We start from the raw sequence: 24,462 nt of genomic DNA, 5'->3' as shown, positions 1-24,462 counted from the left end.
AAAGCGATCCCGGTTTTCAGGTTGCGTCATTTCTGGCGCACACCAAAACTCTGGAAGCCTTGGCGCATCAACGGCTTTTTCGATGACAGCACGCCGGAATTGACACCGGTCCAGCCGATCTCGCCGGACAGCTTGCCGTACTCGATCTTGGGGCAGCGGTTCATCACCACCTTGATCCCGGCGGCCTCGGCGCGCGCGGCGGCCTCGTCATGGCGTACGCCAAGCTGCATCCAGATGACCTTGGGCAAAGGATCGAGCCGCAACACCTCGTCGACAATACCCGGCACCGCTGGCGGTGCGCGAAAGATATCGACCATGTCGATCGGCTCGGGCACATCGGCCAGCCTGGCATAGGTCATCCGGCCGAGGATTTCCTTGCCGGCCTGACCGGGATTGATCGGAAACACCGAGAATCCCTTGGCCAGCAAATATTTCAGCACGAAATAGCTCGGCCGCACGTCGTTGGCCGACGCGCCGACCATGGCGATGGTCTTCACCGAATTGAGGATGCCGCCGATATGGGCATTGTCATAGGTGTCGTGGTTCACTGGGCAACTGCCTTCCTGCGGTAGTGGTATCGGTAGAGTTCGCGGTTGAAGCCGAGCGAAGCGTAGAGTGCACGCCCGGGCACGTTGTCTGCCACGACCTGCAAGCAGGCAGCCGTGGCGCCTGCCCGCCGCGCCCAATCGATCAGGCTGCCAACGGTCCTGCGGCCGAGGCCTTGCTGCCTGAAGCGGGCATCCGTTTCAACCGATTCCACCACAAGCAGCCCATCGCGGATGACACCATAGGCCAGGGCAGCGATTTCGCTGTCGTATTCACAGGACACAAACGCGCGGTCGCCGACGATCAACCCGGTCATCTCCCGAAGGATGCGGCGATCGGCATCGTCATAGCCGCTCATGCGAAATCGCGCGCCGAACCAGTCCTCGCCCGGTGTGGCGGAAATCACGACCTTTTCGTCGCGCACCCGGGCCATCGCATCGATATCGGCGTAGAGATGGATCGTACCGCCTTCGACGGCATAACCGTGCTGGTCGAGAACCGCATCCATCTCGCCGGCGACACCGGGAACGCGAAACAACGGTATCTGGCCATAACCGGCATAAAAGGTCTCGGCAGAGGCAAGAGCTTCCGCCGGCCCTGCCCGGTTGCCGCGTAGCGGATTGACCGAATTGGTGCGGCGGATTCTGCCACCTGAGCGCCTCATAAGCCAGCCTTCGACGACCGTCTCGGTTGCCGCCGGCCAACCCTCGCGGCAAGCCTGCTCGACCCGCCAGTTGAGGTCATCCTCGACAGTCACGCGTCGTCCTCCCTCAGCGCTTCCTCCATGAAGGCCTGCGGATAGCCACGCGCTCGGCATCGAGCAAAATGCGCTTGAGATACGTGCCTTGAGCCGCGTCAGCTGCTTGCGGTAAGCCATCAATCAGGCAGCGAAATCGTGCCGTCTTCTGCGATCGGAAAGGCCGGATTGTGTGCCACCTCCCAGACATGTCCGTCCGCATCGGCGAAGTAGCCATACCAGCCGCCCCAGAAGGCGCGGCCGGCCGGCTTGACGATGCGCCCGCCAGCCTGCTCCGCCAAGGCGAGCACCTCGTCGACTTCGGCATCGGAGCGGGTGTTGTAGGCGAGATAGATGGCGGAAGGAGCCCCAGCAAAAGTGATCCCGGAATCCGCCTCGGCGCTGGCGCGCGGGAACAGGCCGAGAATGGCACCGCCCATCTGGAAGAAGGCTACCCCGTCGGTAATCCCGGCATGGCGTTTCAAGCCCATCGCTTCATAGAAGCGTACTGCCCGGTCGAGATCATCCGTAGCGATGGTGATGATGGAGATACGCGGCTCCACGGCTAGTCGTCCATCCATTCCGGTTTACGCTTGCCGATGAAGGCGCCAATGCCCTCCTGCGCATCCCGCGCGAGCATATTCTCGACCATGACGCGGCCGGTATAGGCATAGGCATCCGCCAGCCCCATTTCGGCCTGCGCGTAGAAGGCTTCCTTGCCGGTCTTCACCACCAGAGATGACTTGGAAGCAATGGTTTGCGCGTATTTGGTGACAATCTGATTCAGGTACTCGCGCGGCACCACGCGGTTGACCAGGCCGAATTCCTTGGCCGTCGCGGCGTCGATCGTCTCGCCGATGAGCAGCATCTCCATCGCCTGCTTGCGAGAGACATTGCGTGACAGCGCCACCATCGGCGTCGAGCAGAACAGGCCGATGTTGACGCCTGGGGTGCAGAAGGTCGCCTCATGCGAGGCAATCGCCAGGTCGCAGCTCGCGACCAGTTGCAGGCCGGCGGCGGTCGCCAGGCCGTCGACTTCGGCGATCACGGGCACGGGATGGCGCACGATCGCCTGCATCAGCGTGGCGCAAGCGGCGAACGTCTCTTCGAAGAAGGCCTTGCCGCGATCGGCATCGGAGCGGCGCGCGGTCATCTCCTTCAAATCATGGCCGGCGCAAAAGACCTTGCCGGCAGCCGACAGCACGATGACGCGAACAGCCTTGTCCGCCTTGGCGCGGTCGAGTTCCGTGGTCAGCGCCGTCATTACGGAAAGCGACAGCGCGTTGGCGGGGGGGTTGGCGAGCGTCAGGCGCAGCACGCCCCTATCCAGGCTCGTCGTGACCGGGCCCTCCTCGGCGGCTGCAGGCGTGATGGCAAGGATTTCGGCCATGGCTAGGGTCTCCGCGATTCCGATCGGGCTGCCGGAGTATCTAATACCGGATCGGGTTTCATCCAACACCCATCGCTTGCGCCAGCCGGATGAAGGTGTTGCCAGAAACGCCCGGCTGCGCCCATACAGGCCTGTCGCAGAATGAGAGACCGACATGCCCGCCCAGACAAAACTCGAGCCGGTGCTGACCGCAGCGCAGATCAACGCGCTGATGGAAACCGTCTTTCCGCAACTCAACGAGAATTCCACCGCCTATGAGGCGATCGACGTATTTCCCGGCGGTTGCACGGTGCGGCTCAATGCCGGCGAACGGCATCTGCGTCCCGGCGGCACGGTGTCCGGACCTGCCCTGTTCACGCTGGCCGACATCGGTGGTTATGTCTGCGTGCTCAGCCATGCCGGGCCGGACGCGCTCTCGGTCACGACCAACCTCAACATCAACTTCGTGCGCAAGGCCGAGGCCGGGCCGATCGACGGCCATTGCCGCATCCTGAAGCTGGGAAAGAACCTGATGGTGTTCGACATCGATATCGTCGCCGGGCCGGCGCGGCAGACGGTGGCGCATGCCACCGGTACGTATTCGATCCCGCCGAGACGAGCTTAATCACTTACGTGATGTTGGATTTTTCTCTAATGTGTATATATATGCGCACAGGTGACCTTTGCTGGAGCGTGATAGTCGTAAAATCGTGAAACGCCTGAGGAATGAAGGGTTCGAGCTGATCTCGGTGCGCGGTTCACACCACAAGTTCCGCAAAGGCGAGATCGTGTTGATTGTTCCCCATCCGGAAAAGGATCTGCCAACCGGCACAGCTCGTGCGATCGCCAAGCAAGCGGGCTGGATTAGGACCGCGTGAACGGTTTGGAGACTAGGATGAAGAATTATTTCGTATTGGTCGACAAGGATGCCGATAGCGCGTTCGGCATTCGCTTTCCTGATATTCCCGGCTGTTTTTCGGCTGCGGACGAAGCCAAGGACATCGTGCCGAACGCGACCGAAGCACTGCAACTGTGGGCGGAGGATATGCCCGTCCCCGAGCCGTCCAGCCACGAAGCGATTGTCGCGCTTCCCGACATACGCAGCGCACTCGCTGGAGGCAGCTATCTGGTTTCTGTACCGCTCATCGATAATGACAGCGCCGTCGTCCGGGCAAATGTGACCTTCGAGCGCGGCGTATTGCGGGCCATCGACGCGGCCGCGCGCGAACGCGGCATTACCAGATCAGCCTTCCTCTCAAGCGCGGCCCGCAAGGAGATTGAAGCAAAGCACTAAGCGCGGCAGGCCACGCCAAATCGATGCGGTAAAATAATACCTCTCATCTAACTACATGTTTTGGCGATACTTTCTCTGACGCAAGACTTTCAATGCGCCTTGACGCTGCGCCGCCCCTCGCCTATAAGCCCCTCACGAAGCAGCGGCCCGCAACGGCCGCCGTTTTGTTATTGCCGACGGGCACGGGCCTTTCGGCAATCCAAGCAACAAGAAACGCCTTCCTCGTGAAGGTCAGAACCGAAAGCAGAAAACATGACAACCTTTTCGCAGAAGCCTGCGGATGTGGTGAAGAAGTGGATCCTGATCGACGCCGAGGGTCTCGTCGTCGGCCGTCTCGCCACTGTCATCGCCAATCATCTTCGCGGCAAGCACAAGCCGACCTTCACCCCGCATGTCGACGACGGCGACAATGTCATCGTCATCAATGCCGACAAGGTGGTGTTCACCGGCAAGAAGTTCACCGACAAGGTCTATTACTGGCACACCGGGCATCCCGGCGGCATCAAGGAGCGCACCGCGCGCCAGCTGCTCGAGGGCCGTTTCCCCGAGCGTGTCGTCGAGAAGGCCGTTGAGCGCATGGTCCCGCGTGGCCCGCTCGGCCGCCGCCAGATGAAGAACCTGCGCGTCTATGCAGGCGCGGAGCATCCACACGTCGCCCAGCAGCCTGAAGTCCTCGACGTGGCCAAGCTGAATTCCAAGAACAAGAAGGTCGCATAAGATGGCTGAGCTTTCCTCGCTCGCAGAACTGGGCGCCGCCACCGGCAACTCCAACGCACAGGCCGCGGCCCCCGTCCACGTCCAGAAGCTCGACAAATCGGGCCGCGCCTATGCCACCGGCAAGCGCAAGAACGCCATCGCGCGTGTCTGGGTGAAGCCGGGTTCCGGCAAGATCGTCGTCAACGACAAGGAATTCGCGACCTATTTCGCGCGTCCGGTCCTGCAGATGATCCTCAACCAGCCGATCATCGCCTCCAACCGCTCGGGCCAGTACGACATCGTCGCCACTGTCGTCGGCGGCGGCCTCTCCGGCCAGGCCGGCGCGGTGCGTCACGGCATCTCCAAGGCGCTGACCTACTACGAGCCGGCGCTGCGCGCCGTGCTCAAGAAGGGCGGCTTCCTGACCCGCGACAGCCGCGTCGTCGAGCGCAAGAAGTACGGCAAGGCGAAGGCCCGTCGTTCGTTCCAGTTCTCGAAGCGCTAAGCGTTTCGAACTGCCGATACCGAAAAGGCCGCCTCCGAGCGGCCTTTTTGTTTTGTTATGCGCACCCGGTCATTGTCGCGCTATCACCGAACCCCACCTTCGTGGCCTCCTCATAGGTGGCGTCACGCTTGGTGCCACCCGTGGCCCGCTCGATATGAAAACCTGCTGCTCTTGCGGTCCATTCCGGGGCGGAGAATTTGCCGCGACCCTTCCACTTCCTCTCGATGGGGAGGTCGGCACGAAGCGCCGGGAGAGGTGACGAGCCGGCGTTCGATTGCTTAGTTGATGCTCGCCGTGTGCGCCTGCTCCGCAGGCCGCGCTCCGTCCGCATATGGCACGCGATAGCCGTTCGCCGCCAGCCAGTCGATTGCCGCCTTCGGCTCGTCGGTCTGGATGATGCTGGCGCCGCGGTCGACCCAGAACCCCCAGGCTTCGCGCGGCAGGCTGGCTTGCACCGCCAGTTCGTCGCCGCGGCCGCCGGCCAGGAAGCCGCCGGGCTTGTTGACGATGGCGTAGGTATCGGCCCAGATGTGCCAGTTGCCCCGCACCGCCGCCGCCCGCATGCGCGTGCTGAACAGCGGTCCGCCGGTTGCGGTCAGCGTCTCGGCGCCTGCCCGCCAGTTGATCAACTCGATCGCGCGCGGCGAGAAAGAATGGTCGACGGTCTCGGCGAAACCGGCATCGTGCACCGCGTCATCGGCGATGATCGGCATGAACTGGAAGCCGCCGCCGATCGCGGCCATGGCGGTCTTCACCGTGGCAATCCGGCTCTGGTTCCACAGGTTCTCCTTGACGATGACCTGGTCGGCCATACCGAGATCCTGGGCGACCGCGATCATGCCCGGCAGGTCGCCGACTTCAAGCTTGTTGTGGAGATTGATGAGGATCCTGTCCCGGGTCGCCAGCAGCATCTCGCGCAGCGTTGAGACCCGCTCGTCGGTGACGGCGCGAGTGCCTTCGACCACCAGTCGGCAGGTCTTCAGTTCGGCCAGCGTGTACCTCACCACCTCGCCCTTGCAGGTCGTGGTGCGATCGAGCCAGCTGTCATGCATGACGACGAACTCGCCGTCCTTCGAGCGCCTGATATCGACCTCGACGATCTCGGCGCCCATGGCGATCGAGCCCTCGACAGCCGCAAGCGAATTCTCCGCGTAGAGCGTCTTGCCGGCCTGCATGCTGCCGGCGCGATGCGCGGCCACCATGACAGGGTCGCGCCACTGGTTGGCATTTTCGAAGCGGTCGAGGATTTGTCTGGCGCGGGTTTCGCCGGCCACTGACTCGCCAGCAGATGCCACAAGCGCCGTGGAAAACAGAAGGCTCAGCCAAAGGGTCCGCATCGAGAATCGCTCCTTGCCGGATCGATATCCGGATAGGCGATGCCCGTGACAGGCAGGTGAACGAAGCCGGCTAGCGGATGCTCGCCTCAGAGGCGCTTCGATTCGCGGCGGAACCACGCCATCGCCGGCGTTTCGACGAAGCGCCAGGTGATCCACGACACCGCGATGGTGGCGGCCAGCATGATGACGATCGCCACCGTCCCGGCCCAGCCGGCACCGAACCCCGTCGCGGGTTGGCCACGCAGGACGATGTCACCGACAAGATCGAGGTCGAGCTTGCGCCCGACGAGCCCGGCGAGGTTGATCATGCGCGCCTGGACGAAGAGATGGACCATGTAGATCGAGTAGGACAGCGCGCCGAGCGTCAGCATGAACGGCACCCTCAACATAGCGGAAATCCAGCCGCCTTCATGGGCGAAGAGAAACAGCGCCAGCGCGAACACGAGGGGTGCTGCGATGCCGAAATCATTGTCGCCCGCCAGCGAGACAAAAACGACGATCACCGCCACCATGACAATTTCAGCCAGCGTCCAGTTCATCCGCCGGCTGCTGGCGAGGAACTGTCGCGCCCCTGCAATGGAATCATGCTGAAACCAGGCAAGCAGGGCACCGAGCGAGAAGCCGTAGAGGCAGCGGATGAAGCCGAAATCGTAGGACACATCCATATGATGCGTGGAGAAGCCGAGCAGGAACAACGGCGCGGTGACGGCAGCGGCGACGAACCACACCCAGGCGCGCGCGCCGGCGACGAACACCACGCCCGCGAACAGGAGATAGGCGAAGAACTCCGCCGAAATGCTCCAGCTCGGTGCATTCCAGGTCAGTCGATCCTCGAAGCCGACACCCTGCAGCAACAGAAGATTGGCAAGCAGGCTCTTCAGATCGAACCCTTCGGTGAAGGGTGCGGCGCCGGTGCCATGCAGTGCCGGCAACAGCAGCCGCAGCAGTTCGAACCCCGCGAAGGCGGCAAGCATGAGCAGATGCAGCGGGTAGATTCGGCCGAAACGCACCAGCGCGAAGCGGGCAAGCTGGGCTGGCTGGCTCAGCCGATTGGCGTAGCTGCTGGCAATGACGAAGCCGGAAAGGACAAAGAAGAAATCGACGACCAAATAGGACGAACCGATGAAGCCGCTCTGCGAGATCGCCGAAGCGGTCGGAAAATGAAACAGCGCCACCAGCAGGGCGCAGATGCCGCGCCACGAATCAAGCACCTGGAAGCGTTCGCCGGCGATCGTGCCGGTGTGGGTCGACACTACGGCATCGGACGGACCAAGAAACGCGGTCTGCGTCATGATGATACAATCCTGTGTTGCCGTGGCACCCGGGCGGCGCCGTTTCGTCTCCCCAAGCTATGACTGGCATCTTCCATGCCGGTTCTGTAGTTGTTGCACCCGATAAAAACGAGGATTCGTAATGGCGAACAAGAACATCGATCACGCCTTCACCGCCCGTTCCAAAACGGGCGCCGCGTTCGAGCCGACCTATTCCGGCGCGCTGTCGTTCATGCGCCGTCGGTACACCAAGGATGTGAAAGGCGCGGACGCGGTGGTGTGGGGCATTCCGTTTGATGCCGCCGTTACCAACCGGCCCGGCGCCCGTTTCGGGCCGCAGGCGATTCGTCGTGCCTCGGCGATCCTCGACAATGATCCGCAGTACCCCTTCTCACGCGACCTGTTCGAGCATCTCGCCGTGGTCGACTACGGCGATTGCCTGCTCGATTCCGGCAACCATCAGAAGACGCCGGCAGCGATCGAACGCGAAGCGTCGAAGATATTGAAGTCAGGCGCCTTCCTGCTGACCCTCGGCGGCGATCATTTCGTGACGTGGCCACTGCTCAAGGCGCATGCCGCCATCCACGGACCGCTTGCTTTGGTACAGTTCGACGCCCATCAGGACACATGGCCCGATGACGGCAAGCGCATCGACCATGGATCCTTCGTCGGCCGCGCGGTCAACGAGGGCATCATCGATCCCGACCGTTCGATTCAGATCGGCATCCGCACCCATGCGCCCGACACGTTCGGCATCAAGATCCTTTACGGCCACGAGATCGAGGAGATGCGCGCCTCCGACATCGCCTACGCCATCGTCGACCGCACCGGCGGCAAGAAGACCTATCTGACCTTTGACATCGACTGCCTCGACCCCGCCTACGCGCCCGGCACCGGCACGCCGGTTGCCGGCGGGCCATCCTCGGCGAAAATCCTGTCGACGCTGCGCCAGCTCAACCAGGTCGATATTGTCGGCGCCGATGTGGTGGAGGTTGCGCCGGCCTATGATCACGCCGATATTACGGCGATCGCCGGCTCGATGATCGCCATGCAATATCTCGGTCTGCTGGCGGAGCGGAAGGCGCGACAGGAAGAATTGAATAATGGCCACAACGGCGCCGCCGTGAATCACGGTAACGGCATATAATCTTGAAACTTCAGGGAATTAATCAGGCAATGAAACCGAAAATCTTCATCGACGGCGAGCACGGCACCACCGGCCTCCAGATCCGGGCGCTGCTTGCCGAGCGTGGCGACCTCGAGATCATTTCCATTCCTGCCGAGCGCCGCAAGGAAACGGCGGCGCGCGCCGAATTCCTCAATGCCGCCGACATCGCGATCCTGTGCCTGCCGGACGATGCGGCGAAGGAAAGCGTCTCGCTGATCACCAACGACACCACCAAAGTCATCGATGCGTCGACCGCGCATCGTGTCGCCGAAGGCTGGGAATATGGTTTCGCCGAAATGGACAAGGAGCAGGCGAAGAAGATCGCCACGGCGAAGCGCATCGCCAATCCCGGCTGCTGGCCGCAGGGGCCGATCGCGACGCTCAGGCCACTGGTCACCGCCGGTCTGCTGCCGGCCGATTTCCCGATCACAGTCAACGGCATTTCGGGCTATTCGGGCGGCGGACGTCCGATGATCGAGGACTACGTCGTCAAGGGCGAGGATGCCTCGGAGTTTCTGCCCTATGGCCTGACCTTGCAGCACAAGCATGTGCCGGAACTGCGGGCCTACGCGAAGCTGTCGCATGATCCGATCATGCAGCCGGCGGTCGGCAATTTTGCCCAAGGCATGATCACGGTGGTGCCGCTGCAACTCGGCGGCCTCGACTATGTGCCGACGGGTGCGGAGTTGCATGCGGCCATTGCCGACCATTTCGCCGCCATCGAGGGCGGCGTGGTCGAAGTGGCTCCGTATGCCCAGCTGGAACGCATGCCGGAGATCGATCCCGAGATCTACAACGGCACCAACCGCATGAAGGTCTATGTCTTCGCCAACGACGACAGAGCGCAGGCGCTGCTGCTGGCGGTCTACGACAATCTCGGCAAGGGCGCCTCGGGTGCGGCCGTCCAGAACATGGACCTGATGCTCGGCCTTTGATGGACGCATCCGCCTTCTCGGCGCGCTGGAAGGGTCAGCGCGCCCGAACTCATTGCCAAGACCATTACGAGCCGTAGCTGGAAGGTGCGGTTCGAGGACGGCTCGCCGGCCATAGGCGCTCAAACCGTTCGACGATGTCGCCGACGAGTTGCGCGGCGAAGCGGACACGGCTGCGAAAGCGGTCAAGGCCAGCCCGCACCGTCCGCCGCAGCGTCGCAGGCCGAATTCGACGGCGGTAGGACCACGCAGTCGAACGAATTCTGGATGTGACCTTTGACCCGGCTCGGATCAGTTCCTGACCGCGACCTCATGCGGGAGCGGATAGGCACCTTTGGTGCCGCGCCAATGGGCGGCGGCAAAACCGAGCACAACCAGCGCGAACCCTTGATGCGTCAGCGCCATATGCAGGGGCACCTGCATCAGCAGCGTGCCGATGCCGATAGAGGCCTGCACTAGCACCAGCACGAACAGCAGCGTCGCGCGGCGGGCATGGGTTGAGCCGGGCAGCCGACGGCGCGTGGTGATCATGTGCCAGAGCGCGACGGCGAAGATCGTGTAGGCGCCGAGGCGATGTATGAACTGCACCGTCTTCGGGTTCTCGAAGACGTTGCGCCATACCGGCTCGAGGATCAGCAGATCGCCAGGGATGATCCTGCCATCCATCAGCGGCCAGGTGTTGTAGCTCATACCGGCGTCGAGACCGGCGACCAGGCCGCCGAGATAGATTTGGATCAGCGCCAGAAGCACGAAGAAACCGGCCAATCTCTGCGTCGAGCGATCGGCGGCGGGCTCGGAATGCGGCGCCAGCCCGCGGGCGACGACCATGGTCGCGGTGAAGATCAGTGCCGCCAGCGTCAGGTGCGTGGCCAGCCTGTACTGGCTCACCGACACACGGTCGACCAGGCCTGAGGCCACCATCCACCAGCCAATAGCGCCCTGCAGGCCGCCGAGGAGAAGAATTCCCGCAAGTTTCGGTCCGAGCCCGCGCTCTATCCGGCGCGTCACCCAGAAGAACAGCAGCGGCAAGGCAAAGACCAGGCCGACGCTGCGCGCCAGCAGACGGTGCGCCCACTCCCACCAGAAGATCGACTTGAATGCCTCGATAGTCATGCCCTTGTTGAGCTCGGTGTATTGCGGGATCTGCTGATAGCGCTGGAATTCCTCCTGCCACTCGGCGTCGTTGAGCGGCGGGATGACGCCATGGATCGGCTGCCACTCGGTGATCGACAGGCCGGACTCGGTCAGCCGCGTCGCGCCGCCAACCAGCACCAACGCAAACAGCACCAGAAGCACGACGTAGAGCCAGCCGCGCACCAGCGCCCGGTTGTGCAGGTCGCGGTCACGGGCCTGGTAAGGCGCGGCAGCAGTGATGGCGGCCATAAATCTATCCCGGCAGGTTGATGTCGCGGATTGGTGGACCATCGCATTCCTGCTGGCAAGACCGGGCGGCGCGGCACGCCGTCGCGCCGCCTGTCACGGGTTGCGCGTGCCGTGTGTTCGGCCTAAGCGATAGCGATCAACGAGGCCAAGCCATGCCCATTCGCGTGAAAAAGCTGATCGGAATGTTCCTGCTGGTGGCGCTGGTTATCATCTACGCGCTGGTCGCATCGATCTTCGCGGTCGCCCGCCTGTCGGAATCGGGCGCGTGGGTGCATTTCTTCTTCTTTCTGCTCAGCGGCCTGCTCTGGGTTCTGCCGGCCATGGGCATCATCAAGTGGCTGATGCTGGAGCCACGCGCCAAGCGCTGAGCCATGCCTTGGCAGCCCGTCAGACGGTGACGACCATTTTGCCGGCATTGGCGAGCGGCGTCGTCACGCCCGACAGCATGGTGCGGATATGGGCAAGGCTCTGGTAGCGGCCATTGACCGAAATGCGAGGCAAAGCGTGGAGAAAACCGGCATGTTCCGCGCGCAGCACACCATGGCGGGTCGTCACGGCGGAGGCATAGCCGGCCTCGCGGGCAAAGCCCACTTCGCGGCAGCCGACGGCGCTTGCATAGCCATAAGGGTAGGCAAAATGGCGCGGCACCCTGCCGAGCCTGGCCCGCAACATATCCTTCACGGCGCCGATCTCGTGTCGCGCATCGGCCTCGGAAAGCCGCTTCAGATTGCTGTGGTTGATCGTATGGGCGCCGATCGTCACCAGCGGATGCGCGGAAATAGTGCGAATCTCATTCCAGTTCATCAGGGTCCGCAGGCGCGGAGCATCCGCGTCGATGCCATTGGAAGTGGCCAGATCGCGCAGCACAGTCCTAAGGTCTTCCTCGCGGACCTCGGTGGCGAGGTAAGCATGCAACCGGGCTATGGCCTGACGCTTCCTGGCGGGGGTCGCGCAATCAATCACGATCGGACTATTTGAGGTCGCCAGCGTCAGCCGGTCGCAGGCATTGACGATATCCTCGATCACGTCCCACCACAGATCGGCGGTGCCGTCGATCAGTCCCGGGGCGACATAGATGGTGATCGGCGCACCGTGCTTTTCCAGCACCGGCAGCGCCTCGGTCATGTTGTCACGATAGGCGTCGTCGGCGGTGATGGTGGCGAAGCGGCCGCCCTTGCCGCCTGCCTTGATGCGCTCCACGGCTTCGTCCATCGAGACAAAGGCGTAGCCGCCGGCCTTCATGTCGGCGATCACGGCGTCGAGGAAGCCGGGCGCGATGTTGAGGTGCCGGTTTGCGCTATCCGGCTTTTCGGGTGTCGCCGTCACGCGGTGCAGCATCAGGATGGCGCCGATGCCGCCGACAAACGGTCTGGCCAATGGGGCGAGGCCGGTATAGCGCGCGACGTTGAGCGCCAGTTTTCGGATAGCCTCCCCACCGTCGATCATTCATTCACCTTTTGCGCCTAGGCTGATCCAAGCACGGAACACGCCTGAGCGCCCCCCCCAAATCGGGATCAATACGCCTTAAGGATTGAGGTATGGTTGACGCAATGGCGCCATTTGACGGCAATCGGCTTGCGGCGACCGAGGCATCACCACGCGCCCTGCCTGGGGGTGCCGCCGGGCCATCGATCTCGGTCGCGGGCGCCGAGGGGCTGGCGGCCTATGCGAGGTTCTGCCGCTCGGCGGTCTGTGCGCCGGCACAGGGCGCGACCTGGGTCATGAACTGGGCCGCGCAGGTCAAGCCCGAACTCCTCGTGGCTACGCTCGCTCTCGAAGGCAAGCCGGTCTTCGCACTGGCGCTGGAAGTTGTGAACCAGGGACGGTTCCGAGTCGCCCGTTTCATGGGCGGCCGGCACGCCAACGGCAATTTCGCGGCCGCTGACCCGCAATGGCTGGCCAATGCGGATGTCGCCGCCATCCGTTCGATGCTTGCGGCCGTCGCCAAATCCCGTCCGGACATCGATCTCATCGCGCTGGAACGCTTGCTGCCCAAGCTCGATGATATCGCCAATCCGCTGGCGTCGCTTGCACGTTTTTCCAGCCCCAATCTTTCGCTGGCCGCCGACCTTGCCGGAGGCTTCGATGCGTTGCTGCTGCGCGCCGGCGGAAAGCGCAAACGCAAGAAGCATCGTTCGCAGACCCGCAAATTCGAGGCCGTCGGCAGCCACCGCCGCATCGAGGCTCGCAGCTCGGACGAGGTGGAGCGGTTGCTCGACGCCTTCTTCGAGATGAAGGAGCTTCGCTTTCGCAAGATGGGCATTGCCAACGTCTTCGGGGACGATCCGACGCGCGCCTTCTTCCGAGAGCTGTTTGCCCAGGCGTTGGACCAGCCCGAGCCTCCTTTCGTGCTGCACGGACTGGAGATTGCCGGCAAGCTGCGCGCCATCACCGGATCGAGCCGCTCGGGCAGGCGGCTGATCTGCGAGTTCGGAGCGATCGCCGAGGACGATCTCGCGCACACCAGTCCCGGCGACTTCCTGTTCTTCGACAACATCCAGGAGGCCTGCGAGACGGGTTTCGCGGTCTATGATTTCTCCGTCGGCGACGAGCCCTACAAGCGACAATGGTGCGATATCGAAACGCAGCATTTCGAGGTGCTGGTCCCGCTGACGCTGAAGGGCCGTGCGCTGGCATTGATGCTTCGCCAGAATGCACGGCTGAAGGCTTTCATCAAGAATAGCCCGGCGATCTGGAAGCTGGCCAAGATGCTGCGCCGTAAGTCAGCCGGACAGGCAGCACCCGCGGCTGGCGAGGACGACAGCTAAGCTCGCCGTAAAGTGAGTAAGCCTCCCAACGGCTGTTCTTTCAAGCCGCGGAGCGCCGACCCGGGGTGCCGGGCGGTTCGTGGCCAAGCGGCGTAACAAGGGTCAGGTCTGGATAGCCGTTCTCGATCAGCTTGACGGCGGCTCGCGTCACTTCGTCGTCCGGCTCGAGCATGGACAGGAACACCTCGGTGGCATCGCTGCCCAGGCGGCTGATGCCTTGCGCGTCGGCCGGTCCGCATTCGACCACCACCAGATCATAGGCCGTGGTCAGCGACTGCATGATGATCGGCAGCCTGTCGGCGGCGCGCATGGCGCGGATCGGGTCGGCGGTGCCAACGGGGATGACATGGCAGTCGGAATAAAGATCGGCATGGATCACATCGCTGAACTGCGCCTGCGAGGCGAGCAGATCGGTGATGCCCGGGAAAAGCCCGCTGTCGAGCATCGGCCGCGAGGCGGCGCCCGAGGCGGTGAGGTCGAGCAGCAGGACGCGCAGGCCGGTGTCGGACACCTCACGCGCCACCAGGATCGCCGACGCGGCCGCCTCGTCGCCTTCGGGCGAAACGAATATGGCGCGCGCGGCCCCGCTCGCGATCAGCTTTTCAGCGGCCTTCTCGATGTCGATCTCGCCAAGCACGGAGCGTGGCCGCTGGATCTCCGTGACAGGCTCGGCCTCGGCCACGGGCTTGGCCTCAGCCATAGGCTTGGCCTCAGCCATGGGCGCGGCCCCGGCGACAGGGGCGGCATGGGCGGCAGATACTGCCTCCACAGCTGGTTGGGGCTGCACGATCATCTCCGGGCCTATGACCGTTTCGGGCAATGGCGCTTCGGCGGCACGATTGGCGAGCTCGCTGGCGACAGGCGGTTCCAGGCGAGCAGATGGTTCCTGATGGACAGTCGGCGGCATCGGCACTTCGTCGATCGGCTCAAAGCGGGCTCCTGTGGCCGGGCGCATTGCTCGGCCCGAGAAGAGCTCCCGCAACAGCGTGAACACCGCCGCCAGCAGAAGCGAAGCCGCTGCGGCCGCACCGATGATCGGCCCGACCTTGGGAAAGTATGGCTCGGCGGGCACCGAGGCCGGCGAGACGATGCGGGCATCGACCGGGACATAGTTGCGGTCCTGACGCGAAGCCGCCTCGCGGTAGTTGGTCAGGTAGAGTTCGAGCTGCTGGCGCTTGGCGGCGGCATCGCGCTGCAGCGCGTCGAGGCCGACCTGCTGTTCGCCGGCCTGCGCCGAAGCCGCTTTGAGCGTGTTGACGTCCGCGACGAGCTGGTTTTCGCGCGCCTTGGCCGCGTCCGCCTGCATCACAAGGCCTTTCATGACCTTCTGGGCTTCGCTGCGGATCTGCGCATCGAGGTCGGCCAACTGCGATTTCGCGGCGCGGATGCGCGGATGATTGTCGAGCAGTGTCGTCGACATATCGGCGATGTTGGCGCGCAGCTCGACCTGCCGCTCACGCAGACGCTGGATCAGGTCGGACGACAGCACTTCCGGCAGCGAATCCAGCGAGCCGCCGTTCTGCAGTGCCTTGCGCACACTGTCGGCGGTGCCTTCGGCCGCGGCGCGGTTGGCCCGCACCCGGGACAATTCGGTCGACAACTCGGCCAGTTGCTGGGTGGCCAGAACGGAATTGTTGCCGCCAATCAGGAGGTCGGACTGGGCGCGGTAGGCCGCGACCTTGGCCTCGGCATCCTTGACCTGCTTCGACAGGTCGGCGATCTCGGGCGCCAGAAAGTCGGCGGCAGCAGTGTTCGATTCGCGCTTGGCCGCACCCTGCCCCGCAATATACGCGGCGGCGATGGCATCGGGAATGGCGGCGGCGAGCTTGGGATCCTCTGAGGAGAACTCGATGGCAATGATGCGGGTTTTTTCAACACCATAGACGTTGAGCTTCTCACGCATCTTCTTCAGGACACGCTCGTCGGCCGGAACGTCCATCGGGTCGTTTTTCAAGCCGAGCAGGATCAGCACGCGGCTCAGCGAGGACATATTGATCGTTTCGTCGAACTCGGACAGCCGCGACAGGCCGAGCTTCTGCGCCACCCGCTTCAGGATCTCGTTGGACGAAATTATCTGGACCTGGGTGGCAACGCCTTGCTCGTCGAGGATCGGCTTGTCGCCGTCAGCGTTGCCGGCCGGACGGGTGTAGACGGATTCGCGCGGAACGATCTCCACCTGCGTCTGGGCCTTGTAATGCCGGGTCGCGAGCGAAGCGAACGCGAACGCCAGTCCTGTCACCACCAGAACGAAGACCAGGATGCGCAGCCAGTTCCTCGCCAGGCTGGCGAAAAGCTGCCTGAGATCAACGTCGACATCTGCGGCCGCGGATTGAACGAACATGCATCCCTACTCCGAAACTGGGTCGGGATACACCGTAAACAACTATGGTAACTCAGCCGTTAAGATCACGGTAAGTTTTGGTTAGCATTTACGCGCGAACGGCAAGAAAAACGATAAACCAGCAAATACGGCGAAATTCTCGCCGGCGTAAACGGCATCAGCCGACTCCTTTACCGGCCATTAACCCTAACAGGATGATAACGAGCCCGATCCCAGATGTTTGCTGCGATGCGGCAGCGGCCAGTCGAAGGTACGTATCCGGTCATGAAAAGCACTGCTTCCCTCTTTCGCGCACTGCTTGCCGTATCGATGCTCGCCGGCTGCTCCAGCTACCGGCCGACGCCGGCAGCCTTCCACGAGATCCTCGACCAGCCCTACCGTCTCGGTGCCGGCGACCGTGTCCGTGTCACGGTGTTCGAGCAGGACGGGCTGACCAATACCTACAGTGTGGACCAGTCGGGCTATATCTCATTCCCGCTCGTCGGCGCGATACCGGCCCGCGGCCACACCGCGCAGCAGATGGAAAAGGCGATCGCCGACAAGCTGCGGCGAGGCTATCTGCGCGACCCCGACGTCTCGGTCGAGATCGATCGCTACAGGCCGATCTTCGTCATGGGCGAAGTCGGCGCCGCCGGCCAGTATTCCTACGTACCCGGCCTGACCGTGCAGAAGGCCATCGCCATTGCCGGCGGCTTCACGCCGCGCGCCAATCAGGAAAGCGTCGACATCACGCGCGACATCAACGGCAAGGTGATGACCGGCCGCGTGGTCACCTCGGACCCGCTGCTGCCCGGAGACACTGTCTACGTTCGTGAACGCCTGTTCTGAATGACACCACGTGACGGACAAGCTCAGGATCGTCCACTGCTTTCGTTCACCCGTCGGAGGAATTTTCCGGCATGTGCGCGATTTGACGGAAGCGCAGGCCGCCGCCGGTCACATGGTGGGCATCGTCTGCGATTCGACCACGGGCGGCGAATTCGAGGAGCGTCTGTTCGCGCAGATGAAGGAGACGCTGGCGCTCGGCATCCACCGCACGCCAATGCAGCGTCATGTCGGCCCGGGCGACCTCGCCTCGGCCAGACGCACCTACAGGATCATCAAGGAATTGCGGCCGGACGTGCTGCACGGGCACGGCGCCAAGGGTGGCGCCTATGCCCGTCTGTTCGGCTCACTGTTGCGGGTGTCAAGGTCTCGCGTAGCCCGCCTTTATTCGCCGCATGGCGGCTCCCTCCACTATGACGAAAACACCGCCACCGGAAAGATGTTCTTCGCGCTCGAGCGCTTCATGGCGCGCTTCACCGATTGCCTGCTGTTCGTCTCCGATTATGAGCGGCGGACCTATCGCAGGAAGGTGGGCGAACCGCCCATTCCGAACGCGCTGGTCTACAACGGCTTGCGCGCGGCCGAATTCGAACCCGTGATCGCCAACGCCGATGCGGCGGACCTGCTCTATATCGGCATGATGCGGGACCTCAAGGGGCCAGACATCTTCATCGATGCCCTGGCCGCCGCCGGCCCTCGCCTCGGCCGCGCGCTGAGCGCGGTGATGGTCGGCGACGGCGACGACCTGCCACGCTACCACGCACAAGTGCGGCGCCTGGGACTTGAGGGCCATGTCCGTTTCCTGCCACCAGTGCCGGCCAGGGAGGCTTTCGCGCTGGCGGCGCTCGTCGTGGTTCCTTCGCGTGCCGAGGCGATGCCCTATATCGTGCTGGAGGCCCTTGCCGGGGCAAGGCCGATGATCGCGACAGCCGTCGGCGGCATACCAGAGATTTTTGGTTCCGATTCCCCTGCCCTGATCCGGCCCGATGCGGCCGAGCTTGCCGGCAAGATGAGCCAGGCGCTGACCGACCTTGCCGCCTATCGCGAACTGATGCCCGACAGTTCCGGCCTCAGGGCGCGTTTCGGCGCCGACGTCATGGCCGCCGAAATCGAGAAAGCCTACTTCGCCGCGCTCGACAGCTAGTCCAAGCCCTTCCAAAGCCATGCGTTGCTTCAAGGGTTTCTTAGCTCTCTTTTGCTATCCCCGAGGGAAGCTTGCGGACTGTCCCATGAACGAGATCGACCCCGCGCGCCGCTTTTCACCCGAAGCGGTGCGTAAATTCGACGGCCCGGCCGATGGCGATGCGCCGGGCGGCATGAACGACGTTGCCCGACAGGTCGCCACGCAATACCGGCGCGATACGATGTCGCCGATCATGGTCAGCGGCGTCCTGCGCATGGTCGAATTCGCGGTGCTGTTCGTTTCGGGGCTCTGCGTCTATTTCTACTATGTCGGGTTCTTCAACTATCTCGCCTGGCAATATCCGGTGACGATTGCCGCCGCGTCGTTCCTCGCCGTGGTGCTGCTTGATGTCACCGATTGCTATCAGGTGGTCTCCCTCATGCGGCCGATCGCCAATTTCGGCCGCATCCTGCTGGCCTGGGCCGGCGCCTTCGCCCTGATGGCGTTGACAGCCTTCGCCACGAAGATGTCGGAAGATTATTCACGCCTGCTGTTCGGGACGTGGTTCGTCGTCGGCTTTGTCTTCCTCTTCGGCCTCAGGCTGGTGATGTCGAAGCTGATCCGGCGCTGGGCACGCGATGGCCGCATGGAGCGGCGCGCCGTCATCGTCGGCGGCGGCAGGGCGGCGGAGATCCTGATCCGCTCGGTCGAAAAGCAGCCTTACAACGACATCCGCATCTGCGGCATCTTCGACGATCGCAGCGACAAGCGCTCGCCGCCCATCGTTGCCGGGTATCCCAAGCTCGGCACCATTTCGGAACTGATCGAATTCGCCCGCATCGCCCGCATCGACATGCTGATCGTGTCGCTGCCGCTGACCGCCGAAACGCGCGTCCTGCAATTGCTGAAGAAGCTGTGGGTCCTGCCGGTCGACATCCGGCTGTCGGCACACTCCAACGCGCTGCAGTTTCGTCCGCGCGCCTATTCCTACATCGGCTCGGTGCCGATGCTCGACATTTTCGACAAGCCGATCAACGACTGGGATTCGGTCGCCAAGCGTGCCTTCGACATCATCTTCAGCCTCATCGGCATCGTCGTCTTCCTGCCGGTGATGCTCGGCACCGCGATCGCCATCAAGCTCGACAGCAAGGGGCCTGTCCTGTTCAAACAGAAACGGCACGGCTTCAACAACGAGGTGATCGAGGTCTACAAATTCCGCTCGATGTACACCGACAGGTCGGATCCGACCGCCAAACAGACGGTAACCAAGAACGACCCGCGGGTCACCCGCGTCGGCCGCTTCATCCGCAAGACGTCGATCGATGAACTGCCGCAATTCTTCAACTCGCTGCTAGGCTCGCTGTCGCTCATCGGTCCGCGTCCACATGCCATTGCCGCGCAGTCGCACAACCTTCTCTACAACGAGGTGGTCGACGGCTATTTCGCCCGCCACAAGGTCAAGCCCGGTGTCACCGGCTGGGCGCAGATCAATGGCTGGCGCGGCGAGATGGACACCAATGAGAAGATCCGCATGCGGACGGAGTACGACCTCTACTACATCGAAAACTGGTCATTGCTGTTCGATCTGCGGATCCTGTTCCTGACCCCGATTCGACTGCTCAATACGGAAAACGCCTATTGAGCGCGATCAGCCATGATTTGCCGCACGCGGCGGTCAACGCCAAGCTGATCACGCTGATTTCCTCGGGCGCGGTGGTGGTCGGCATCCTCCTGTCCGGCTTCGTCATCAGCGAGCCGGCCCCTTATGAAATCTACATGGCCGGGCTGATCGCCGTTTGGGCCCTCTTCGGCCTGAGGATCTCCCGCGCCGCCACGCCACTGCTGGTGCTGCTGGTGACGATGAACATCGGCGGCATGATCTCGATGACGCAGATGGCGAACCTCGCCAACACGCCGCTCTATCTCGCCGTATCGCTGTTTCTCGCCTTCAGCGCCGTGTTCTTCGCATCGGTCACCGCCACGCAGCCGAACCTCTACCGTCTGATCTTCATTGCCTATGTCGTCTCGGCGGTGGCGACGTCGCTGCTTGGCATAGCAGGCTATTTCCACGCCTTTCCCGGCGCGGAAATGTTCACCAAATACGATCGCGCCGCTGGCGCCTTCCAGGATCCGAACGTGTTCGGACCGTTCCTGGTGCTGCCGGGCATCTATCTGCTCTATCTGCTCCTGACCGGACCGATCTCGCGCATGCCATTGCTGGCGATACCTTTGCTGATCATCACGGCCGGCATCTTCTTCTCCTTCTCGCGCGGCGCCTGGGGCATGTTTGCCGTCTCCGCCGTGCTGCTCACCGGCTGCCTGTTCCTGCAGAGCAACAGCGGCATGTTCCGGCTGCGCGTGGTGATCATGACGATCGCCGCACTGTCGCTGCTGGCCATCGCCATCATCGTCATCTTGCAGCTGCCCGGCGTGGCGGAGATGTTCTCCAACCGCGCGCATCTCGAACAGAGCTATGACACCGCCCGCCTCGGCCGCTTCGCCCGCTATACGATCGGTTTCCAGATGGCGATGGAGCATCCGTTCGGCATCGGCCCACTGGTCTTCGGCACGCTGTTCGGCGAGGACACGCACGACATCTGGCTGAAGATGCTGATGGACTATGGCTGGCTCGGCTTCGTGTCGTTCCTGACGCTTGTCCTCTGGACCCTGGCAGCCGGGTTCCGCATCCTTTTGCGTGACCGGCCGTGGCAACCCTATCTCTTGTGCGCCTATGTCGCCTTCATCGGCAATATCGGGCTCGGTACCTTCATCGACATCGATCACTGGCGCCACGTCTACCTGCTGCTCGGCTTGATCTGGGGTGCTATCGCGCTCGAATACCGCCATCAGCGGCGGCTGCGGCCCGCATTGCAGAGGCCAAGAGCCATCGTATCAACGCCGGTGCAACAAACGCCGAATTTTGGTTGACCGAAGCAGGGTTATCACGATACATCGCGACCGGTCCGGAGTGTAGCGCAGCCCGGTAGCGCACTTGACTGGGGGTCAAGGGGTCGTCGGTTCGAATCCGGCCACTCCGACCAATTATGCAGGACTTGCCCCCGAAGTCCGCCCGGCCAGTTAGCCGATTTTCGACTCGCCTCTTTCCGCGCCCTGGTTTCTTCAGTTCCGGCTTGGATCCGGCCTCTAACCCTGGCACACATCCACCCATTCGGCGCCGACCAGGTCCGCCATACGCCGCGGCTCAATCCGTACCGCAGCGTTGGTGGCGCCGGCGGCGGGCACGACCTCGCCGAATTCGCGCAGCGACACGTCGCAGTAGACCGGCAGCGGCGACGGCAGGCCGAACGGGCAGACGCCACCCACCGGGTGGCTTGTCGCCTCGACGACCTCTTCAGCGTCGAGCATGCGCGGCTTGCCTCCGAACTGGTCCTTGAACTTGCGGTTATCCAGCCTGGCGATGCCGCTGGTCACGACGAGCATGGTCCGTTCCGCGACGCGAAGACAGATCGTCTTGGCGATCTGCGCCGGCAACACACCATGCGCCTGCGCCGCTAGCGTCACCGTCGCCGAACTCGCTTCCGTGACGATGACCTCAATGTCCGGCGCATGCGCGGCGAAGAAGGCACGAACCGATTCCAAGCTCATATCAGAAGACCCACAGCTCAAAACCCAAGGCACGGCGGACGCAATCGGCAACAGATCTGGATGCCGTGGGTATAAACACGTGCGATCGACAAGTCGGCAAGCCCGGCTGCTGGAGAACGCTGCGGCATCAACAAGAAACCCGCCAAGTGGGCCTGGCGGGCTTCTTGGACATGCCTGTTGCTGATTCTATGCCAGGGGCCGGCCTTGTGCGGCCGGTGCCGGCGCAGCCGAAACAATCACAGCGTCCTGTGGCAGTTGAAGCGCGGACGCAATACGACGCAGCTTCGCCGGATCGGCCGCCCTGCCGCTCTCGATGTCCTCGATCTCGTCGACCGACAGGCCGCAGGTCAGCGACAGCTCTTCCACGCTGTAACCGCGGGTTTCCCGCATCGCCTTGAGGGTGCTGTAAATTGGCCCGAGCTCATTGGCTAACGGTTCGGAAGGGGCATGTTCTTTTGCATTGTTGGGCATTGGCAACTCCGGAGGCTGAAAGAGTTTGATCAAAATGGATGTTGCCTGAGACGAGCAGGAAGATGCCCGCTCGCCAGCGATTTGCCAAGAGCCAAACGGGCCGTCACACTATCGTGAACCCCACACCTCGCAAGCGCATCCCGATCACGTTGTTTTAAATGCCCGAACGCTCGTTTGATCAGCGGTTTGGGTGCGCCCGTTCGTTGTCTCGGCGTTGCTGGCGTGAAAACCTATCGGTTTTCACCCAGCCTCTTTCCTGGAAGGACCCATACAATGACTCTCAAGACATTCCTCCTGGCGCTCGGCACGATTTCCTTGCTTTCCGGTATCGGCGTGACTGCTGCACAGGCGGCGGACACGCTGCGCGTGTGTAGCCAAACAGCCGACCAAGACAGCTTTCAGCCCGTGCCATGGTGGTGATGGAGGCTCAGTCGGCCAGACACAGTTCAGAAACAAAATTCTACAATCGGGAAATACTGACGAAAAAATTCGGGAGCGTAATTCCATTCGCGGCGGTCGGACTATCGACCCGATTTATATCTGCCTGCCAAAAGAAGGAAACGATCCATGAAGAAGTCCCTCCTCTCGGCCCTCGGGCTTGCAGTTGCCCTCGCTTTCACGGCGCCGGTCATCGGTGCGACGAGCGCGGATGCGGCTCCGATGGCAAAGCATCATCGCCATCATCATCATCGCCATCATCACTACCACTACCATCATCACCACCACCACGTGAAGAAACTGGTGAAGAAGGCCTACTAAGCATACCAGACGACCAACGAGAAGACCGCCTTGGCTTCTTGTTAAGGCCGGTCTTCTCTTGGTGATGCAATGCCGGAGACGACGTGAATCGGGCCTGTCGAGTTACACCGAAACCGCCGGCCCCAGAATTCCGGCGTCAATCCCGATGTCCCGACGGCAAGCGAAACCTTTCACGCAGAGCCAAATCACGATACGGCAAGGCATATGCTGACCGGGTACGCGCACCGGGGCAGGTTTCGCCAACTTGGCCAGGTATTCCCGATGACGGCCGTGGCCGATGTTTCCTGGAAAAATCGTCTTGTTCTGTCAGTCGCACGATTGTGGCTCACGGCTCGTCACCCTGTCCTTGTCGCACGATTTGCCGTGGAACTGGGTTATCTGCCCAATCCGGCCGCGCCCGTGCGCTACAATGAACTGGTGCTGTGGCGGAAAATCGTCGACCGCAACCCGCTGTTCGTGACGCTGACCGACAAGCTCGCGGCCAAGGTCTACATCCGTGACGCCTGCCCCGGGATCGCCATGCCAGAGACACTCTGGTGCGGGCGCGACGCTGCCGATATCCCTCCGGGCCTGCTGACCGGCGGCGTCGTGGTCAAGGCAAACCATGGCTGCGCGATGAACATATTCATTTCCGAGGGCGGGCCGGACCGTGCTGCCGTCGTACGCAAGGCGAGGTGCTGGCAACGCAAAGGCTATGGTCGGCGCCATGGCGAATGGGCTTACTGGCCAATCGTGCCGGCCGTTTTCGTGGAGGAGATGCTTACACTGAGCGGCGGCATTACTGCCACCGATATCAAGGTTCATGTCTGCAGCGGTGTGATATCCCATGTCTGGGTGGAGGATAAGCACGCCAAGCTTTCAGTGTTGTTCGACCGGCAAGCCAATCCGTTGCCTGGGAGGGATCCGGATTATCCCGACGAAGACCAGGCCCTGCCCGTCAATGCGAGGCTGCTCGACCATGTCCGCCAGGCGATCTCGATAGCACCTGGCATTGCTGGCGACCTCGACTACATCCGCATCGACTTCCTTGTCACCGACGATCGCCTCTATGTCGGCGAGATCACTGTCTACTCGGCCGCCGGCTACGGCACTTGGACGAACCCGGCGATCGCAGCGGAAATAGAACGGCTCTGGCGGCTTGAGCAGTCCGCATTCCTGCGCCGACCGCACAGGGGTGCTGTGCACCTCTATGCCGAAGCGCTTCGCGCCAGATGCCGAGGCGACAGCCGATATCGCTGACCGGATCGGCCAGCGCGCGGTGTGCGCGCGAGAAGCAAGTGCTCCAAAAACGAGGATGACGGCGCCAAAAACGGCGAGCCGTCATTGTCTGCC

At 62.8% G+C, this 24,462-nt stretch carries 27 protein-coding genes and 1 tRNA gene; 17 read left to right on the top strand and 11 right to left on the bottom strand.

What is annotated here, in order from left to right; all coding sequences use genetic code 11:
- Positions 1-26: 26 nt before the first annotated feature.
- The 4 genes from FJ548_RS06200 to FJ548_RS06185 all read right to left on the bottom strand — a co-directional run bounded on the left by FJ548_RS06200 (position 27) and on the right by FJ548_RS06185 (position 2,672).
- Entirely contained in the window at positions 27-548 is a 522-nt protein-coding gene (locus FJ548_RS06200; RefSeq protein WP_140777335.1) for a CoA-binding protein, read from the bottom strand.
- The gene (locus FJ548_RS06195) at positions 545-1,303 is read right to left on the bottom strand and encodes a GNAT family N-acetyltransferase (RefSeq protein WP_246678569.1); all 759 of its coding nucleotides are present in this window, start codon (positions 1,301-1,303) and stop codon (positions 545-547) included. The genes FJ548_RS06200 and FJ548_RS06195 overlap by 4 nt, the downstream gene beginning before the upstream one ends.
- A gap of 119 nt (positions 1,304-1,422) precedes the next feature.
- Positions 1,423-1,845, bottom strand: a complete 423-nt coding sequence (locus FJ548_RS06190) for a VOC family protein (RefSeq protein WP_140777333.1) — start codon at positions 1,843-1,845, stop codon at positions 1,423-1,425.
- A gap of 2 nt (positions 1,846-1,847) precedes the next feature.
- Positions 1,848-2,672, bottom strand: coding sequence for an enoyl-CoA hydratase (locus FJ548_RS06185; RefSeq protein WP_140777331.1), 825 nt, complete (start codon positions 2,670-2,672; stop codon positions 1,848-1,850).
- Between the two features lie 154 nt (positions 2,673-2,826).
- On the opposite strand from FJ548_RS06185, the gene FJ548_RS06180 reads away from it, so the two are divergent.
- From FJ548_RS06180 to rpsI, 5 genes are all read left to right on the top strand, one after another.
- Positions 2,827-3,276, top strand: a complete 450-nt coding sequence (locus tag FJ548_RS06180; protein WP_140777329.1) for a PaaI family thioesterase — start codon at positions 2,827-2,829, stop codon at positions 3,274-3,276.
- Between the two features lie 61 nt (positions 3,277-3,337).
- A complete protein-coding gene (locus tag FJ548_RS06175; protein WP_140777387.1) occupies positions 3,338-3,529 on the top strand; it encodes a type II toxin-antitoxin system HicA family toxin in 192 nt (63 codons plus the stop codon).
- Positions 3,530-3,546: 17 nt separating this feature from the next.
- Positions 3,547-3,945, top strand: coding sequence for a type II toxin-antitoxin system HicB family antitoxin (locus FJ548_RS06170; RefSeq protein WP_140777327.1), 399 nt, complete (start codon positions 3,547-3,549; stop codon positions 3,943-3,945).
- Between the two features lie 252 nt (positions 3,946-4,197).
- Positions 4,198-4,662, top strand: coding sequence for a 50S ribosomal protein L13 (gene rplM, locus FJ548_RS06165; protein ID WP_010915638.1), 465 nt, complete (start codon positions 4,198-4,200; stop codon positions 4,660-4,662).
- 1 nt (position 4,663) lies between these two features.
- Complete coding sequence (rpsI, locus tag FJ548_RS06160; protein WP_140609507.1) at positions 4,664-5,146, top strand: 30S ribosomal protein S9; 483 nt, start codon at positions 4,664-4,666, stop codon at positions 5,144-5,146.
- A gap of 278 nt (positions 5,147-5,424) precedes the next feature.
- Here the strand turns inward: rpsI and FJ548_RS06155 are convergent, their stop codons facing one another.
- The gene (locus tag FJ548_RS06155) at positions 5,425-6,483 is read right to left on the bottom strand and encodes a glycerophosphodiester phosphodiesterase family protein (RefSeq protein WP_140777325.1); all 1,059 of its coding nucleotides are present in this window, start codon (positions 6,481-6,483) and stop codon (positions 5,425-5,427) included.
- Positions 6,484-6,569: 86 nt separating this feature from the next.
- Positions 6,570-7,775 (bottom strand): acyltransferase, encoded by a 1,206-nt coding sequence (locus tag FJ548_RS06150; protein ID WP_140777323.1) that lies wholly within the window; start codon positions 7,773-7,775, stop codon positions 6,570-6,572.
- A gap of 121 nt (positions 7,776-7,896) precedes the next feature.
- Here FJ548_RS06150 and speB point away from each other — a divergent pair, with 121 nt between their 5' ends.
- A complete protein-coding gene (speB, locus tag FJ548_RS06145; protein ID WP_140777321.1) occupies positions 7,897-8,901 on the top strand; it encodes an agmatinase in 1,005 nt (334 codons plus the stop codon).
- A gap of 29 nt (positions 8,902-8,930) precedes the next feature.
- Positions 8,931-9,857, top strand: a complete 927-nt coding sequence (gene argC / locus FJ548_RS06140) for an N-acetyl-gamma-glutamyl-phosphate reductase (RefSeq protein ID WP_140777319.1) — start codon at positions 8,931-8,933, stop codon at positions 9,855-9,857.
- 288 nt (positions 9,858-10,145) lie between these two features.
- Here the strand turns inward: argC and FJ548_RS06130 are convergent, their stop codons facing one another.
- On the bottom strand, positions 10,146-11,237 hold the full coding sequence (locus tag FJ548_RS06130) for a COX15/CtaA family protein (RefSeq protein ID WP_140777317.1): 1,092 nt from the start codon (positions 11,235-11,237) through the stop codon (positions 10,146-10,148).
- A 152-nt stretch (positions 11,238-11,389) separates the two neighbouring features.
- Between FJ548_RS06130 and FJ548_RS06125 the strand changes: the two genes are divergently transcribed.
- Complete coding sequence (locus tag FJ548_RS06125; protein ID WP_140766629.1) at positions 11,390-11,605, top strand: DUF2842 domain-containing protein; 216 nt, start codon at positions 11,390-11,392, stop codon at positions 11,603-11,605.
- A gap of 19 nt (positions 11,606-11,624) precedes the next feature.
- Here FJ548_RS06125 and FJ548_RS06120 read toward each other — a convergent pair whose 3' ends face one another.
- Positions 11,625-12,683, bottom strand: a complete 1,059-nt coding sequence (locus tag FJ548_RS06120) for a polysaccharide deacetylase family protein (protein ID WP_140777315.1) — start codon at positions 12,681-12,683, stop codon at positions 11,625-11,627.
- Positions 12,684-12,775: 92 nt separating this feature from the next.
- Between FJ548_RS06120 and FJ548_RS06115 the strand changes: the two genes are divergently transcribed.
- Positions 12,776-14,005, top strand: coding sequence for a GNAT family N-acetyltransferase (locus tag FJ548_RS06115; protein ID WP_140777313.1), 1,230 nt, complete (start codon positions 12,776-12,778; stop codon positions 14,003-14,005).
- Positions 14,006-14,045: 40 nt separating this feature from the next.
- Here the strand turns inward: FJ548_RS06115 and FJ548_RS06110 are convergent, their stop codons facing one another.
- Complete coding sequence (locus tag FJ548_RS06110; protein ID WP_140777311.1) at positions 14,046-16,346, bottom strand: exopolysaccharide transport family protein; 2,301 nt, start codon at positions 16,344-16,346, stop codon at positions 14,046-14,048.
- A 264-nt stretch (positions 16,347-16,610) separates the two neighbouring features.
- Here FJ548_RS06110 and FJ548_RS06105 point away from each other — a divergent pair, with 264 nt between their 5' ends.
- The 5 genes from FJ548_RS06105 to FJ548_RS06085 all read left to right on the top strand — a co-directional run bounded on the left by FJ548_RS06105 (position 16,611) and on the right by FJ548_RS06085 (position 21,335).
- On the top strand, positions 16,611-17,174 hold the full coding sequence (locus FJ548_RS06105; protein WP_140777309.1) for a polysaccharide biosynthesis/export family protein: 564 nt from the start codon (positions 16,611-16,613) through the stop codon (positions 17,172-17,174).
- A gap of 10 nt (positions 17,175-17,184) precedes the next feature.
- On the top strand, positions 17,185-18,315 hold the full coding sequence (locus FJ548_RS06100; RefSeq protein WP_140777308.1) for a glycosyltransferase: 1,131 nt from the start codon (positions 17,185-17,187) through the stop codon (positions 18,313-18,315).
- A gap of 85 nt (positions 18,316-18,400) precedes the next feature.
- Positions 18,401-19,936, top strand: a complete 1,536-nt coding sequence (locus FJ548_RS06095; protein ID WP_140609531.1) for an undecaprenyl-phosphate glucose phosphotransferase — start codon at positions 18,401-18,403, stop codon at positions 19,934-19,936.
- Positions 19,933-21,222: an O-antigen ligase family protein gene (locus tag FJ548_RS06090; protein ID WP_140777307.1), complete on the top strand. Its 1,290-nt coding sequence runs from the start codon at positions 19,933-19,935 to the stop codon at positions 21,220-21,222. Before FJ548_RS06095 ends, FJ548_RS06090 begins: the two co-directional genes overlap by 4 nt.
- A gap of 36 nt (positions 21,223-21,258) precedes the next feature.
- Positions 21,259-21,335, top strand: a tRNA-Pro gene (locus tag FJ548_RS06085).
- A 103-nt stretch (positions 21,336-21,438) separates the two neighbouring features.
- Here the strand turns inward: FJ548_RS06085 and FJ548_RS06080 are convergent.
- Positions 21,439-21,900, bottom strand: a complete 462-nt coding sequence (locus FJ548_RS06080; RefSeq protein WP_140609535.1) for a YbaK/EbsC family protein — start codon at positions 21,898-21,900, stop codon at positions 21,439-21,441.
- 186 nt (positions 21,901-22,086) lie between these two features.
- Positions 22,087-22,371, bottom strand: coding sequence for a helix-turn-helix transcriptional regulator (locus tag FJ548_RS06075; RefSeq protein WP_140692634.1), 285 nt, complete (start codon positions 22,369-22,371; stop codon positions 22,087-22,089).
- A 273-nt stretch (positions 22,372-22,644) separates the two neighbouring features.
- Here FJ548_RS06075 and FJ548_RS29765 point away from each other — a divergent pair, with 273 nt between their 5' ends.
- The 3 genes from FJ548_RS29765 (at position 22,645) to FJ548_RS06065 (ending at position 24,369) form a co-directional block, all read left to right on the top strand.
- A complete protein-coding gene (locus FJ548_RS29765; protein ID WP_181168725.1) occupies positions 22,645-22,791 on the top strand; it encodes a hypothetical protein in 147 nt (48 codons plus the stop codon).
- Between the two features lie 147 nt (positions 22,792-22,938).
- Positions 22,939-23,130, top strand: coding sequence for a hypothetical protein (locus FJ548_RS06070; protein WP_140777306.1), 192 nt, complete (start codon positions 22,939-22,941; stop codon positions 23,128-23,130).
- 363 nt (positions 23,131-23,493) lie between these two features.
- Entirely contained in the window at positions 23,494-24,369 is an 876-nt protein-coding gene (locus tag FJ548_RS06065) for an ATP-grasp fold amidoligase family protein (protein WP_181168722.1), read from the top strand.
- The last annotated feature ends 93 nt before the right edge of the window (positions 24,370-24,462 follow it).

The sequence above is a fragment of the Mesorhizobium sp. B2-4-17 genome (genome assembly GCF_006441275.1).
Lineage (GTDB): Bacteria > Pseudomonadota > Alphaproteobacteria > Rhizobiales > Rhizobiaceae > Mesorhizobium.
This window is presented reverse-complemented; position numbering and strand designations above follow the sequence as displayed.